17 protein-coding genes and 5 pseudogenes are annotated in these 13,105 nt (G+C 35.9%); 13 read left to right on the top strand and 9 right to left on the bottom strand.

Going from position 1 to position 13,105, the window contains the following annotated elements:
* Positions 1-110: 110 nt before the first annotated feature.
* Both DWA31_RS16055 and DWA31_RS16050 read right to left on the bottom strand, forming a co-directional pair.
* Positions 111-251, bottom strand: a complete 141-nt coding sequence (locus DWA31_RS16055; protein ID WP_114327577.1) for a CcdB family protein — start codon at positions 249-251, stop codon at positions 111-113.
* The gene (locus DWA31_RS16050) at positions 251-496 is read right to left on the bottom strand and encodes a type II toxin-antitoxin system CcdA family antitoxin (RefSeq protein WP_114327576.1); all 246 of its coding nucleotides are present in this window, start codon (positions 494-496) and stop codon (positions 251-253) included. The genes DWA31_RS16055 and DWA31_RS16050 overlap by 1 nt, the downstream gene beginning before the upstream one ends.
* Before the next feature lie 204 nt (positions 497-700).
* Between DWA31_RS16050 and DWA31_RS16045 the strand changes: the two genes are divergently transcribed.
* From DWA31_RS16045 to DWA31_RS16025, 5 genes and pseudogenes are all read left to right on the top strand, one after another.
* On the top strand, positions 701-1,189 hold the full coding sequence (locus DWA31_RS16045) for an SMI1/KNR4 family protein (protein ID WP_114327575.1): 489 nt from the start codon (positions 701-703) through the stop codon (positions 1,187-1,189).
* A 140-nt stretch (positions 1,190-1,329) separates the two neighbouring features.
* A pseudogene (locus tag DWA31_RS16040) lies at positions 1,330-1,743 on the top strand (DUF4823 domain-containing protein); the annotation flags it as partial.
* A gap of 114 nt (positions 1,744-1,857) precedes the next feature.
* Positions 1,858-2,331 carry a hypothetical protein gene (locus DWA31_RS16035; RefSeq protein ID WP_114327574.1) on the top strand — a complete coding sequence of 158 codons (474 nt, stop codon included), beginning with the start codon at positions 1,858-1,860 and terminating at the stop codon, positions 2,329-2,331.
* 149 nt (positions 2,332-2,480) lie between these two features.
* Positions 2,481-2,762 carry a type II toxin-antitoxin system Phd/YefM family antitoxin gene (locus tag DWA31_RS16030; RefSeq protein ID WP_114327573.1) on the top strand — a complete coding sequence of 94 codons (282 nt, stop codon included), beginning with the start codon at positions 2,481-2,483 and terminating at the stop codon, positions 2,760-2,762.
* A 53-nt stretch (positions 2,763-2,815) separates the two neighbouring features.
* Positions 2,816-3,052 carry a type II toxin-antitoxin system RelE/ParE family toxin gene (locus tag DWA31_RS16025; RefSeq protein WP_168427377.1) on the top strand — a complete coding sequence of 79 codons (237 nt, stop codon included), beginning with the start codon at positions 2,816-2,818 and terminating at the stop codon, positions 3,050-3,052.
* Positions 3,053-3,202: 150 nt separating this feature from the next.
* Here the strand turns inward: DWA31_RS16025 and DWA31_RS16020 are convergent, their stop codons facing one another.
* From DWA31_RS16020 to DWA31_RS17645, 4 genes and pseudogenes are all read right to left on the bottom strand, one after another.
* A complete protein-coding gene (locus DWA31_RS16020) occupies positions 3,203-3,916 on the bottom strand; it encodes a cytochrome b/b6 domain-containing protein (protein ID WP_114327572.1) in 714 nt (237 codons plus the stop codon).
* A gap of 30 nt (positions 3,917-3,946) precedes the next feature.
* Positions 3,947-4,237, bottom strand: a pseudogene (locus tag DWA31_RS16015) (DUF3240 family protein); the annotation flags it as partial.
* Between the two features lie 12 nt (positions 4,238-4,249).
* Positions 4,250-4,471: pseudogene (locus DWA31_RS16010) on the bottom strand (efflux RND transporter permease subunit); the annotation flags it as partial.
* Positions 4,461-4,794 (bottom strand): annotated as a pseudogene (locus DWA31_RS17645) (ISKra4 family transposase); the annotation flags it as partial. The pseudogenes DWA31_RS16010 and DWA31_RS17645, both read right to left, overlap by 11 nt.
* Before the next feature lie 467 nt (positions 4,795-5,261).
* Between DWA31_RS17645 and DWA31_RS16005 the strand changes: the two are divergent.
* Positions 5,262-5,981 (top strand): hypothetical protein, encoded by a 720-nt coding sequence (locus DWA31_RS16005; protein WP_136038008.1) that lies wholly within the window; start codon positions 5,262-5,264, stop codon positions 5,979-5,981.
* A gap of 39 nt (positions 5,982-6,020) precedes the next feature.
* Here DWA31_RS16005 and DWA31_RS16000 read toward each other — a convergent pair whose 3' ends face one another.
* On the bottom strand, positions 6,021-7,046 hold the full coding sequence (locus DWA31_RS16000; RefSeq protein ID WP_114327570.1) for a zinc-binding alcohol dehydrogenase family protein: 1,026 nt from the start codon (positions 7,044-7,046) through the stop codon (positions 6,021-6,023).
* A gap of 142 nt (positions 7,047-7,188) precedes the next feature.
* On the opposite strand from DWA31_RS16000, the gene DWA31_RS15995 reads away from it, so the two are divergent.
* Together DWA31_RS15995 and DWA31_RS15990 are read left to right on the top strand one after the other, a co-directional pair.
* Entirely contained in the window at positions 7,189-8,121 is a 933-nt protein-coding gene (locus tag DWA31_RS15995) for a LysR family transcriptional regulator (protein ID WP_114327580.1), read from the top strand.
* A 350-nt stretch (positions 8,122-8,471) separates the two neighbouring features.
* Positions 8,472-9,335, top strand: coding sequence for a methyltransferase domain-containing protein (locus DWA31_RS15990; RefSeq protein WP_114327569.1), 864 nt, complete (start codon positions 8,472-8,474; stop codon positions 9,333-9,335).
* A gap of 550 nt (positions 9,336-9,885) precedes the next feature.
* On the opposite strand, the gene DWA31_RS15980 is transcribed toward DWA31_RS15990, so the two are convergent.
* The gene (locus DWA31_RS15980) at positions 9,886-10,161 is read right to left on the bottom strand and encodes an HU family DNA-binding protein (protein WP_114327567.1); all 276 of its coding nucleotides are present in this window, start codon (positions 10,159-10,161) and stop codon (positions 9,886-9,888) included.
* 413 nt (positions 10,162-10,574) lie between these two features.
* On the opposite strand from DWA31_RS15980, the gene DWA31_RS17640 reads away from it, so the two are divergent.
* Both DWA31_RS17640 and DWA31_RS17635 read left to right on the top strand, forming a co-directional pair.
* Positions 10,575-10,670, top strand: a complete 96-nt coding sequence (locus DWA31_RS17640; RefSeq protein ID WP_114327566.1) for a hypothetical protein — start codon at positions 10,575-10,577, stop codon at positions 10,668-10,670.
* Between the two features lie 45 nt (positions 10,671-10,715).
* Positions 10,716-10,901 carry a lysozyme family protein gene (locus DWA31_RS17635; RefSeq protein ID WP_114327565.1) on the top strand — a complete coding sequence of 62 codons (186 nt, stop codon included), beginning with the start codon at positions 10,716-10,718 and terminating at the stop codon, positions 10,899-10,901.
* A 116-nt stretch (positions 10,902-11,017) separates the two neighbouring features.
* Here DWA31_RS17635 and DWA31_RS17630 read toward each other — a convergent pair.
* Positions 11,018-11,260, bottom strand: a pseudogene (locus tag DWA31_RS17630) (hypothetical protein).
* A 231-nt stretch (positions 11,261-11,491) separates the two neighbouring features.
* Here DWA31_RS17630 and DWA31_RS15960 point away from each other — a divergent pair.
* The 3 genes from DWA31_RS15960 to DWA31_RS15950 all read left to right on the top strand — a co-directional run bounded on the left by DWA31_RS15960 (position 11,492) and on the right by DWA31_RS15950 (position 13,099).
* Positions 11,492-11,752: a DnaJ domain-containing protein gene (locus DWA31_RS15960; RefSeq protein ID WP_114327564.1), complete on the top strand. Its 261-nt coding sequence runs from the start codon at positions 11,492-11,494 to the stop codon at positions 11,750-11,752.
* An 81-nt stretch (positions 11,753-11,833) separates the two neighbouring features.
* Positions 11,834-12,310 (top strand): hypothetical protein, encoded by a 477-nt coding sequence (locus DWA31_RS15955; protein WP_114327563.1) that lies wholly within the window; start codon positions 11,834-11,836, stop codon positions 12,308-12,310.
* 141 nt (positions 12,311-12,451) lie between these two features.
* On the top strand, positions 12,452-13,099 hold the full coding sequence (locus DWA31_RS15950) for a hypothetical protein (protein WP_114327562.1): 648 nt from the start codon (positions 12,452-12,454) through the stop codon (positions 13,097-13,099).
* The last annotated feature ends 6 nt before the right edge of the window (positions 13,100-13,105 follow it).

Raw genomic sequence — 13,105 nt, 5'->3', positions numbered from 1 at the left:
CGACCATTTCAATGATGAATTGCCATTTTAGTCATCGAGTTGATTAGTTCAAAAAATTGGTAATAGAGCCTTCTGAACGGTAAATTATTATGCGGCAAATAGTGGCGGATTTACGCCGGCACCAACATCCCCAAAGGAATCACAATTCTTGTTGTAATATCGCTAATTAAGGCATTCTGAATATCAATAATATACGGGTATGCTTCACGGCTTTTTTTACTTGGATTTATATATACATCAAATTGCGACATTAAAATTCTCTAAATTCATCACCAAAACATCCATTATCATCTACAAAGTCATTGTAGGCTTGTATGGCATTTTTATTTTCTTTTACCCATTTTTTAGCTTCAATACTTTTTAATTTATCTTTTAATGCTTGCTCTAAAGTTGCAGATAAATTAATGTTAAGTGCTCTTGTTCTTTTTAGTAAGTCACTATTTAGACTAAGATTTGTCGCTTTTTTGGGGGCGTCAAAATCGTATAATGCTTGCATAATATGTCTCCAAGTAGTTATTGAATTAAGTATGCGCACTCTAATGCGTATTGTAAAGGGCATATAACAAGCAAATTAACAAGGACACGTAACAGTTGGCTACGTTTCGCTTCGCTACACATTTTAGCAAACTATTATCAGACCCTTATGCGGTCGTTATAAGCACACTGAATTACGGTGAACATTTCTAACATGGGGAGTAAAATGAAAAAACTAGTTTTTTTTGTATTAATAACTTTTGGGTGTATAGCAAACGATGACACCCTATTTGATTCATCTACATTAGATGACACGCAAATAATTTACTGGGTAGACAGCCAAACAAGATCAGCTGTTTTATATGCTAATTTTGAAGTGTTCCATAAACTGAAAAATTTAGTTTCAACGACTATTCTTACCACTAATGCTACAACCCAAACATCTGAAAATCTTTGCTCATACGATAAGCTTGTATTCGTAGATAGCAATAAAAATATTAGTTCTATATTTCATATAAAAAATAACAGTATGATTTTTAACAATAGTGATTTTACAGTACCAAGAATGCAATTAAGTAAATTTGTTAATCACAACCAAAACCGCATAAACAAAGGTGACGGGTTGCATAGTAAAGCAATGAAGCGCAATATTAATAACTACAGTGAAAAGTGCTATAAGAAATTAAACAAGGACAAAAAAACAGTTGGCTTTTAACGAGGCGTTAGCAGTATCACTGGAGTAAAGATATGAATCGTAATTTGGTAATGTTCGGAACTGCAATAATATTTCTTTCAGGTTGTAGTTCATCTTATAAGCATAATGAATTCTAGTCGCCAGAAGTTAAATTAGATCAAAGCGTAGCTGTTTTAATCTCAACACCAGAAAATGGTTGGTATGATCAAACGGAATATAGAAATTCTGGTCGAATGACAGCAAATACAGTTAGAAGTGCCTTTTCTAAGAACGCTTCTAAAGTAACTATTACTACTGATTGTAAAGGTCAGGAGTGTTTAGAGTCTATTGATCCGAATGCATATGGTTACTTTGTACAACCTATTATCCTGCATTGGGAAGATAGGGCTACGGAATGGTCTGGAAAATCGGACAAAGTAGAAATTCAAATCATTACTTACGATTCAAAGACCCAAAAAGAGATCGGGAATACAACGTACACAGGCAAAAGCAAGTGGTTAACTTTTGGGGGAGATCATCCTCAGGATCTACTTGAAGAACCAACCCTTAAATACGTTGAAAGCTTGTATAAGTAACTGCTAACAAGGCGTTTAAACGGAACTAAAACAGTTGGTTAGGTTCCGCTTCGCTCCACATTATAACCAACAATTTTTAGCCCATTATTGGGGCGTTAGCACTATAGGTAATACATGAGTTCAGAATCAGATAAAGGACTTTATGAAATAGAGGTGTTTAATCAGTTCTGTTCTAAATTATCTCATATTGAAGTATCTGGTGTTGTTAAATGCTTTCCTCCCAAGCCTGATTTAGTCTGTAATTTTGATGGGAAGGTTACTTATTTTGAGTTAGCTAGAAATTATACTAAAGAGTCCGCTAAACCATTCCTTGATTGTTCAAACAATACCAATGAGGTTTGGGGGGAAGACAGCACGAATAGAATACTGCATGCAAAGTTAGAAAAAAAATATCTGGTTAAAGAACCAATTCAATTATTACTTTATGATGATTTAGAATTAGCATTACCAAATGATGTAGTAATTTCAACTATAAAATATATTTTATCAAATAGAAAAAATGTTCAATTTGATAAAATATGGTATTTTGCAGAAGATGAGGCAATAGAAGTATATAGTGCTAACAAGAAAATCAACAAGGACACGTAACAGTTGGCTATGTTTCGCTTCGCTACACTATTTTAGCCAACTATTTCTGTCCGCTTAAGTGGGCGTTATAACTCAAAATCAAAGGCTTGTGTTTATTTCTAATTCTTCCTATAACCAGTACTATTTAAAGTACAACTAAAGGTATCACCATGAGTAGACTTCATTTTGATAAAGATATTCAACCCTTATCAGATTTTAGGGCTGGAGCGGCTTCATTTATACGACAAATTAATAAAACAAGACGGCCAATTGTTATCACCCAGAGAGGAAAAGGTGTAGCTGTAGTTATTGATGTCTCAGAATATGAAGCGATGCAGGAAAAAATTGAATTACTTGAAGAAGTTCAAGAAGCAGAGGCTCAACTTTCTGCTGGGTTAGGTATTTCTAATTCAGATGCCCGCACAAAAATATTGCAGAGTATTAAGTCTTGAAAGTAGTTTGGTCTCCATTAGCATTAGAGAAATTATAAGCAACAGCAAAGTTTATTGCTCTTGATAAACCATCTGCGGCAGATAAATGGGTAAATGATGTTTTTGATCGTACTGATTTACTTGGTTCTCAACCTGAATTGGCTCGAAAAGTACCAGAGTTGTTAGGTTCAAATTATCGTGAAGTAATATTTGGTAGTTATCGTATTATCTATAAAATTGAGAATGAGATTAAAATACTAACTTTACGTAATAGTCGTCAATTGCTTGGTTTGGATAATATTGAGTTATAACAAGCGCTTCAAACTTATAGATCAGCCTGTCTTTCTGGGAAATTAAGTCGGACACATAAAAGCTTGCTGTGCTCGTACCTCGCACATTTAGCCAACTATCCTACGCCGTTTAACAGTAATCCTGATTTTTTAAAACCTTAGAATACCGCCCTACTTTGGATCATCTTTTGGAAGGTACTTATAGCCAGTAATCATGGCAGAAACCAATGCAGTTTTTTCTCTTCTTTCAGCGACGATAACACCTATAATGTGCAATGGAATAAGAAAAAGAAAACAATAAAATGCATAAACATGGGCTGTAATGAATGGTTTTCGTATATCCCTCATTGCTTTGTAAGCTGTTTCATCAACATTCACTTTTGAGTAAGGCTTAATTGCTTCAATATTTTGTTTATCTATTGCAATACTCTCGGCAAAGTATCCTCCAAAAGGTGGATAATAAATGTCTGTGCCAGCAATCACCAGACCTGAAACCATTTGAACGAGCATTAAAAATAACAATGCCAACACCATTAATTTTCCTGCAGGATTATGCCCTTTATAAGCTGATTTTTTCTGCTCCTTAAATTCAACTAACTCTTGTGAAAAGCCTTTATTAAAGGGTAACACTTTACTCCATCGTTCGTGTGCTTTACCTATAAAACCGATAATTATTCTAAAAAGTAAGTTGACCGCAAAAACATATCCTACGCTTACATGTAACGTTTTTAAGAGAATTTTTCCATCGGTACTAACACCAAATAATTTCGCATTTAAAATGATTAATCCTATACAAATAAGTAACGTTATCGCTATTACATTTATCCAATGAAATAACCTTATGTTACGACTCCATACAAAAATTTGTTCTCGTTTGATATCCATATTAACCTCTCTTTTTTGTCGTAAATAGTATTAAAAATGACCATTTTCTATAACGGGTGTTAACCAATACCTTAATTTTGCTGGCTGGTAAACAGGCTTCAGACATTCTTTTAGCTTACTAACCTCACTTGACGCGATAAGCACTTCAAATTGAAAAAAAGCTTTGTAACCTTCAACTTGTTCAGATATATCAAATAAGCTGTATTCTTTACTATAGCCGCTTATCTTTTGTAAGTTAAATCCCGAAAGGTTTGGCAAGCTAATTAATTGATCAATTATCTCATCTTTTAGGCTTGTCGGCACATTTAATGTAAACATTAATACTTCAGTCATTTTTTTCTCCAACCAGCAGTAAAATATAGGTAATACATACAGTGTAGTAATCGTGGATGTTATCAACCCGCCAATAACAACTATCGCTAAAGGTTTTTCAATTTCAGCGCCAGGGCCTGTTGCAAAAACTAATGGCAGTAATCCAAACATGGCGGTTGGCGCTGTCATTAGTACTGGCCTTAATCGACGATTTGCGCCTTCAATAACACGTTTATAAAGATTTGGGTGTAGTTCTTTTAAAACGACGACCTATTACTAAGCTACCTCGAGCGAGTGAATTGATTGTATAAAGACGCTTTTTCGATTGCTGTTTATGGAAGTCCCAGTACTCATCAAAATCACCGCTTGATTTTAACGATCTCAGCTTAAGTAACGCCTCTGCTCCTTTCAGCCCCAGCGAGCTCCTGTTATATCTAATCTATCATTAATTAGGTGGCGACAGGCTACTTCAATAATACCGCTGGCTATAGGGAAACCTGCAACCAAGGCCTCATCATACTTCAGCCTTTTTTATTATTCAGCAAGTACTTAGCACAACTGTCGACGGTGCCATGCTCTTGAGTAAGCGGTAAATCCGCACTTAAATGAGTGATCATAGTATTTAGCTGCTGCTTCGCATCAGAAAAGAATGAAAAATCGAAAGAATTACCGTAAAGCTGGAGTCATAAGAGGCTTTTTGGGGTGTTTATTTTTCTTCGCGGTTAATAACTACCACAATATGGCCTTTTTGTTATTTTATGTTAAAGGTAACTCACTGAAATAAAAGGATCTTACCTTATTTTCTGTCGTCACAAAGGATCTACACCCAATTTAGATTGACTAATTTGGTATACAAGTTCTAGCTTTGTCGAAGACGGTAAAATAAACACCCGAAGAATAAAGCGACACCAAGAAAGCCGATACTAAGCAAAAGAAATACACACCTTTGCTTTTGTCTTATTTCACATCAATAGATTAACTTGTTAGTTGAGCTAAAATGACCTTTTAATCAAATAATTTATTGGTGGATATAGTGTCAGAGTCTTTGAGCCTATCGCGTTTCTCAAGTGAAAAAATCATGAGTTACGCTTTGGTGTTTTTTACAAGTTTAGTGATCTTCTTTATCGCACAAGTTATTCAATTTTATCTTGGCGCTTATGATTTTAACACCATGTATATTTCTTTTTGCGCAGGCTTTGTTCTATTTATTCCTTTAGTGAGCTTAGTCTTACACCCCCTACTCCTTAACAAAGAAGGAAAAAGAGATACTTTTCATTTTAGCGACTTACTCGCAAATATCGGTTTAGTCTGTGTGGTGCAGTTTCTCTTCTTTCTCATTTGGATTACCGATGCTATTGCTTTGTATAGTATCTATGTTGATCAAAACTCATTTCTTGCCAAAGCCTTTGATATACAAACACAAGCCAGAGGTGATATGACCTTTGAGTTTTATTGCTTTAACTTTGTGCTTGCTTGGGTGTTTGCACTTTTATCTATGGTTGTTGGTCTACTACCGTGTTTAATTGCCCGTTTAGACAATTTAGGGATAGTTGGAAACTTTGTTGCTGCTTTTTCATTAGCAAAAAGGCATAAAGGTATGTTTTGTCTCTATGCCTTGTTAATTACTAGTTCAGTCTTAGTGCCCTTGCTATACGCTAAGTATCTTTTTTTAGTAGTTTTTCCTACTGTATTAGTTTGGGTTTTCATTAGTTTAAATGAAAAATACTTATTATTACCAACCTCAAAAAAGTAACGTGTATACCTAGCCACTTCAAAATATAGAATTAACCCATTAAAAGCCTTCTAATACGATTTTTCCAATTGATTTACCTGATTCAATCTCTTTATGGGCAGCTCTTAAATTTTTAGCATTAATTGTTCCTAATGTTTTACCGACCGTAGTTTGGATATAACCTTGGTCAATCAAATCAGAAACCTTGTTCAGTAAGTGATGTTGTTCGTTGATATCTTTTGTTTTGAACATTGATCGGGTGAACATAAATTCCCAATGCAGTGACAAACTTTTCTGTTTAAGTTTAGTGATATCAATTGATTTAGGGTCATCAATTAATGCAATTTTCCCCATTGGAGCTAACAGCTCAACATAGCTATCTAGATATGAATCGGTGTGGGTTAAGCTGGCAACATGCGTTACTTGTCCAATATTTAGATGCTCAATTTGTTTCTGTAATGATTTGGAGTGATCAATTACATAATCAGCGCCAAGTTTCTTTACCCAATTTGACGAGCTTTCACGAGAGGCGGTAGCGATAACTGTTGCACCGGTTAATGCACTCGCTAATTGAACTAAAATTGAGCCTACACCACCTGCTGCACCAATAATCAAAATCACATCAGTTGACTGTTCTTTTGTGTCAGGGTGCTGTTGTGGCACGGCCAATCGCTCAAATAATAATTCCCAAGCAGTAATCGTTGTTAATGGTAATGCAGCAGCTTCTCTATCAGATAAACTTTTTGGCTTATTACCGACAATACGTTCATCAACTAATTGATATTCTGCATTACTACCCTGCCGATTTAAGTCACCTGCATAAAACACCCTATCTCCAGGCTTAAAATTATTTACTGATTCACCTATTGCAACCACTTCACCAACAGCATCCCAACCAAGTACTTTGTAATCATCACCTTCTGGTACAACATTTTGACGAATTTTACAATCAACTGGATTAACAGCAATCGACTTAATTCTCACTAACAAGTCATGACCTGATGCGGTAGGTTGCGGTAGCTCAATATCTATTAAAGATAATGGGTCGCTGATAGATAATGATTGCGTGTAGCCAATTGCTTTCATGGTTATTCTCCTGTGTATCTAAAATTGATAGCTAAAATTGATAGTTAATGTTCACAGTTAACTTGGGAGTAATAATATAACTTGATTGATCAGATGGAAACAGCATAATGATTGAATCTTTATCAATTATTATTTGACAATCATGCTTTTAGAAGACCTTAATGTTATTTTAAAGGTTGCTGAATTTCGCAGCATTACCGCCGCCGCAGAAAGTTTAGATATGCGTACAGCAACAGCCAGTGCGGCAATTAAACGGGTTGAACGTGCGCTGGGAGTTGAGTTATTTATACGAACGACTCGACGTTTAAGACTTTCTGTTGCGGGTGAAAAGTACATTCCCAATTGCGAGCAAGCATTACAAATGCTCGACCAAGCCCAGCAAAACGTTAAAGATGATTTAGATATTATTGATGGAGAATTAAGAATTTCAGTTCCGTCTGATTTAGGCCGAAACTTGATTTTACCTTGGCTTGATGAATTTATGCAAGCACATACAGGTATTCGTATAAAACTTCATATCAGTGATAGTAATGTTGATTTCTATCGTGACCCTGTCGATATCGCGTTGCGTTATGGCTCTCCAAATGATCCTAACCTCTATGGCTTTAAGATTTGTAATGTGCCGCGTGTGGTTTGTGCAACAGCTGAGTACCTAGAAAAATATGGGTTACCTAAACACCCGAATGATTTAACAACCCATAATGGACTTTTGTATCAGCTTCATGACATTATTTATGATGTTTGGGAATTCTCTCATCGAGGTGAATCTATTAAAGTAAAAATACAAAGTAATCGTACTTCAAATGATGCTGAACTGGTTAGGCGTTGGTGCGTCAGTGGTAAAGGGATCGCAGCAAAATCTTGTTTAGATATGTCACATGATTTACTTAGCGAGAAAGTCGTTCCGCTATTATCCAAATTTGAAGCTAGATCGACTGAACTATGGCTTATCTGCCCTAGTAGACAAACAATTACACCGGCAGTTCGACTGCTTAGAGAACATTTAAAGGTCAAATGTGCTGATGTGTTAGCCCAACTCGTTAATAAAGGCATTTTGACTAAAACTGGATTATGAAAAAAGGTCTTAATCAGTGGGAGTTTATCTTGAGCCATTAACAAAATGAGTGCATGTCTACACATTATAGTATGGACTATTATATAGACAATTGAAGTTATACTGGGGCACATAGCCACAGAAAGTGATAGCCAAGACTAAGGCATTAGTTAATGGCCTTCACAAGCACATTTTAGATTTCCGAAAAATGACATTTATTCTACTTATTACTAAACTCTGTTTATTTAACCGATAAAAAAAGCTTGTAAAGCTCTATTACTAGCTCAAGGCTCTCAATGGATAAATAGTCTACACTTGAATAACAGTCTTTTTACAATGCAGTGGACTAATTTATAAAAAGGAGAATTAAAATGACCAATGAGGTAGTAATAGAAGCATGGAATACGGTGTTATTTGACAAATTCACACGATTTAAATATCTCTTTGTTGAAGGCTATGCGGCAATTAGTGAACAAGTTTTTGAACGGCATCCTCCACCAGTTGGTTCAAAAATATTAGATGTTGGCTGCGGATTTGGTGATTGCACGGTTCGTATAGCCAAGTTAATTGGCGATAAAGGTATCGCTTCTGGTGTTGATTGTGCTAGTAACTTTATTCAGCAATGTAACCTTTTAGCTGAACAAGAAGCCCTTAACAATACAAAATTTTTTGTTGCTGATATTGAGGTTGATGATTTATCAGGTCCATATGATCAAGCATTTGCCCGCTTTGGTACTATGTTTTTTAATATGCCAAGCCTAGCGATGAAAAATATCCGCCTATCACTAAAACCTGGTGGTAAGTTTACGCAAGTGGTGTGGCGTAAAAGAGAAGCAAACCCTTGGCTACATGATGCTGAAATGTGTGTAAGAAATATTGTGCCAGTAGTTTCTCATGATGAAACTGATGCTGTGCATTGTGGACCTGGTCCATTTTCAATGGCAGGCCCTGATATGGTCAGTGACATGCTAAAGGCAGTAGGTTTTGAGCGTATTCAGTTTGAACGGTTTGACTCTGAAATATGTATTGGTCGTAATTTGGATGAAGCAATTCAATTTGCCCTTGAGATTGGTCCCGCAGGTGAAATAATTCGTCTTGCCGGTGAAGAAGGACAGCGCCTAAAGGGACAAGTTGAGAAGGGTTTGGCCGATGTTATTGCCAAGTTTGAACGAAACGATGGAACAATCTGGGCGCCTTCAAGTGCATGGTTTATCACGGCTTTTAATCCAAGTTAGCCACAATGATACGGGGGTATTGTATCGCCAATGATTAATACCTTGTCGTTAAAAGGTGACGGTGTGCATATTGCTCGCGACTGCACTGTTGTTCCGTGAGCTATATCTCTGACTTTCTATTTTAGAAAGTCGCATGCTCGAAGTTTACAGTCGAGTGCCAAATTGAACATAGTTAGCTCGCGGAAATTATTACTAATATCCAACCTTGTACGAATTGAGCATATTTCTTCAAGCTTTAGCAGTAACTTTTGTCCAACAAGTTTATCTTTATTCCAGCTTGGTTTTGGAATATAAGGAATTATTTGATACATGATAGCTCTCCTTTGATAGGGACTATTAAGTATGGCAGCTTTTTCATGGTCAAAATGCCATTGGTCTCATACTTTAATTTGAATAAAAAAGAAGTTAGAAGTGAGTTATATCTAACTTCGCCTGTGCGCTCAGACAAGTGAAGTTATAAAGGATCACAAAGGGTTAGATTATGAAGATATATAGGTAGTAGGTCACAAATTTACGCTCTGTATTAAGAGGCAATTGTGACCTGAAATGACTAACCGTTAACAGCATCTTTTAATGCTTTCCCAGCTTTAAAAGCAGGTACTTTTGCCGCAGAAATTTGGATCTCTGCACCTGTTTGAGGATTACGACCAGTACGAGCAGCACGGTCATTTACTTTGTAAGTACCAAAACCAACTAATGCAACATCACCACCATTAGCAAGTTCGGTTGTTATAGAGCCAATTAAACTATCTAAGGCACGACCAGCAGAAGCTTTTGTAATGTCTGCGCCTTCGGCGATTTTCTCTATCAATTCACTTTTGTTCATTATTATTATTCCTTGATTATGTTTGTTACCAACATATTAAGGAATATCGGTGAATTGAGCAATAGAAATAGTATTCTTTGTCCTCAATACTACCTATCCATCTGTCGTTTTATCCGACATTGCGGTCATAAGCCTCAAACATTTTGCTCTATATTGTCTACTGAATAATTTCTGTCGTATTACTTAGTATAATAACACCTCCAGTTAGGTGGCTAAATAAACTATGCACTACAAAGAATGGAAATCACTCGCATTAACGATAAGAGAGTACTACGCTTATCTGTGTATATTAAAAAATAAACGCTATTTACTGGTAGCAAAAAAGTAGCCTAAGCAAGTTATTTGAGTGTAATAGGAGGCATGTTGCCCTTCTCATTAATCGTTGAATATCTTATGCTGGTGCATTAGGCTTAATGCAAGTTTTACCAAGAACAGGAAAAGAATTAGGTATTACAAATTTAAACGATCCTGAGCAATCAATTATTGCTGGTGTAAGGTATTTAGATTGAACCCGAGATCGTTTTTCAAGTTCCTTACCTATTCAAGAACAGGTTTTGTTTTCTTTAGCATCCTACAATGCTGGTTTTGGTCATGTAAAAGATGCTCAACGACTTGCTAGGCAACTTGGATTAAGAGATGACAAGTGGTTTCATAACGTTGAAAGCGCTATGCTATTGTTGCAAAAAAACATTATTATCAACATGCACGATTTGGCTACGTCCGTGGCAGTGAGCCGGTAAAATATGTCTATGATATTCATCAACGCTATTTAGCTTACGTGGAATCAACAAGTCGATAAAAAAAGAGCTAACTTAACACTAACACTCAAAATATCATGCTCTTTTGCAGAAATAAGTTACCCCAAAATTTGATTACCCATTTTTACATTAGGGGCTGTTGATCTTTCGAGATTGTTTTTGCAGCAACTTGTTGGGTATTTATACAAGGCAGAGCCTTTGTCATGTGGTTGTTCAGGACAATATGCTCCTGCATTGTCTTATAAACTACATCCATGTAGCGTCACATAAAAAGGTGATAACGCCGTAAAAATGACAAAAAAATGCTGTCCGATGGATTCGGCTAAAAGCGTTTTACTCATTGTTGAGTAGTATTTGCTTAGAATGATTAGGCTACATACTACTCGCCGCGATTAAAACGCTTTTATCTCGAACAAAATTTAACCGCGAAAGATCAACAGACCCTAAACTCGTCAAACAAATAAGCAAACATAATGATGTAAATAATGTCATTTCGTAGGTAGAATTGCGTCAATCATGTCAACAGTCATCTTATTTGATATAAGTTGTCTAGCAAAAGGTAAGTAAAGTTAATGGATTATTTTGAACAGTTAGGTGTAAGTAGAGTATCGACGACTCTCGATATTAAAAAAGCCTATCGTAAACTCGCTAACAAATATCACCCTGATAGAAATGACAGTACTGAGGCATTAGAAAAATTTCAATTAATTCAACAGGCTTATGATGTTATTTCTGATCCAAAAAAGCGTTCATTATACTTAAAAAGCAACTATACCGTCATTACTGATCCCCGAGAAATTGCTGATTCTTTTTGGCAAAGTGCTTTAAACTAAGCTTTGAATGAAACGCTAAATTAGACTTTTGCTAGACTCTCCATTAAACTTTTTGTTAGATTTTTCATTAGGACACAATGAATGCAACCCGAAACAAGCTTACCTGATTATTTAACCGATGATTTTTCTCTCTATTTAGAGAATATGATTTCATTAACTGATCCTGAAAATCCTGATTTATTATCAAATTATTTATCTAATTTATTCGAACAATTAAAACAAATGCCTTTGTTATTTAATGGCATGGTAGATCAACTCGCAATGGCAATATCAACCAAGGTGAGAATTGATAGCAAAAACCTAGCAAAAGTAGAACTGACAGCAGAGCCTACTTGGGACGAAATAAAACCTTTGGTGGGAGTGCACGCTGATGCTAGAGCCTGCATAACAGAAATAATGACCCATACAGAACAGGATTTAAAAACCGCCATTTTACTCATTCATTTTTATAATGGCTACGATGCTACCCCGTTAAAAGCTGAAGAAGATGAACATGAACAGCTCGATAGCTATAACTCAAATGAATACGAATATAATGACTATGATGAGAACTACTAGGCTTTATAAAACCTATAGCCGTTCCACTTGAAGATGCATGGTTCAGCTGGAACGGGTATAAACGTAACCAATTAAGAAGTCTCATTAAGATATTTACTTAATGAATCTATTTAAAAAATATATAAGCTTTAAGGAATCACCTTGACAAAAAATGCATTAATTCTTGCTACCGACATTATTGAACAAGCACAACATAGCGGTAGACGCGCAGGAACCTCATTAGAAAACATTGCTTCTGAGCAAGGTGATGAGACTATGCTTGCAGTGTTAACCGAAATGGATATCTTAACCGTTGCTAAAATTGTTAGAGAGCACGACGCGACTATTCCTTCTATTGCAACATGGTTAATGGACGCTGAATCAATTAAGCAGCTATTAAACGTTGAACCATCCTATTGGCAAAATATGGATGAAGATCACGTGTTTTGTGCACAAACTGAAGCACACAGTTTATTAACACAAATTTTCCTCTCTTCTGATGATGAAGAAAAACAATTGGAAGTATTAACTGCCATTGTTGAAGATGATTTTGGCCTTTTATATTTATCTTTACCGTTTATTGGTCACGATTTTTCGGAATTAGAAGAAGACGAAGAACAAACGTCTGGCAGCATTGAAGAATTGTTAATGAAAATAAAAACGCTAAGCGAAGAAGCTTATCGTGAAGTAATGACCGTAAGTACGAATGGCACACTCGACAATATCGAAAACGCTTTAAAACAAAATGCCAATAAACAAAGAGTAACTGCTGTTGAAATGGATACCGACGATATGTTCGCGCCACTTTAATTTGTT

The organism is Candidatus Colwellia aromaticivorans, assembly GCF_003333305.1.
In the GTDB taxonomy this organism is placed as follows: domain Bacteria; phylum Pseudomonadota; class Gammaproteobacteria; order Enterobacterales; family Alteromonadaceae; genus Colwellia; species Colwellia aromaticivorans.
This window is presented reverse-complemented; position numbering and strand designations above follow the sequence as displayed.

Bases quoted from the DNA above. Each gene is read 5' to 3' on its own strand.
- DWA31_RS16050 (WP_114327576.1), bottom strand. From the start codon at position 496: ATGCAAGCATTATACGATTTTGACGCCCCCAAAAAAGCGACAAATCTT.
- DWA31_RS15990 (WP_114327569.1), top strand. From the start codon at position 8,472: ATGACCAATGAGGTAGTAATAGAAGCATGGAATACGGTGTTATTTGAC.
- DWA31_RS16055 (WP_114327577.1), bottom strand. From the start codon at position 251: ATGTCGCAATTTGATGTATATATAAATCCAAGTAAAAAAAGCCGTGAA.
- DWA31_RS16000 (WP_114327570.1), bottom strand. From the start codon at position 7,046: ATGAAAGCAATTGGCTACACGCAATCATTATCTATCAGCGACCCATTA.
- DWA31_RS15995 (WP_114327580.1), top strand. From the start codon at position 7,189: ATGCTTTTAGAAGACCTTAATGTTATTTTAAAGGTTGCTGAATTTCGC.
- DWA31_RS16035 (WP_114327574.1), top strand. From the start codon at position 1,858: ATGAGTTCAGAATCAGATAAAGGACTTTATGAAATAGAGGTGTTTAAT.
- DWA31_RS15960 (WP_114327564.1), top strand. From the start codon at position 11,492: ATGGATTATTTTGAACAGTTAGGTGTAAGTAGAGTATCGACGACTCTC.
- DWA31_RS15980 (WP_114327567.1), bottom strand. From the start codon at position 10,161: ATGAACAAAAGTGAATTGATAGAGAAAATCGCCGAAGGCGCAGACATT.
- DWA31_RS16045 (WP_114327575.1), top strand. From the start codon at position 701: ATGAAAAAACTAGTTTTTTTTGTATTAATAACTTTTGGGTGTATAGCA.
- DWA31_RS16030 (WP_114327573.1), top strand. From the start codon at position 2,481: ATGAGTAGACTTCATTTTGATAAAGATATTCAACCCTTATCAGATTTT.
- DWA31_RS16020 (WP_114327572.1), bottom strand. From the start codon at position 3,916: ATGGATATCAAACGAGAACAAATTTTTGTATGGAGTCGTAACATAAGG.
- DWA31_RS17640 (WP_114327566.1), top strand. From the start codon at position 10,575: ATGCAAGTTTTACCAAGAACAGGAAAAGAATTAGGTATTACAAATTTA.
- DWA31_RS15955 (WP_114327563.1), top strand. From the start codon at position 11,834: ATGCAACCCGAAACAAGCTTACCTGATTATTTAACCGATGATTTTTCT.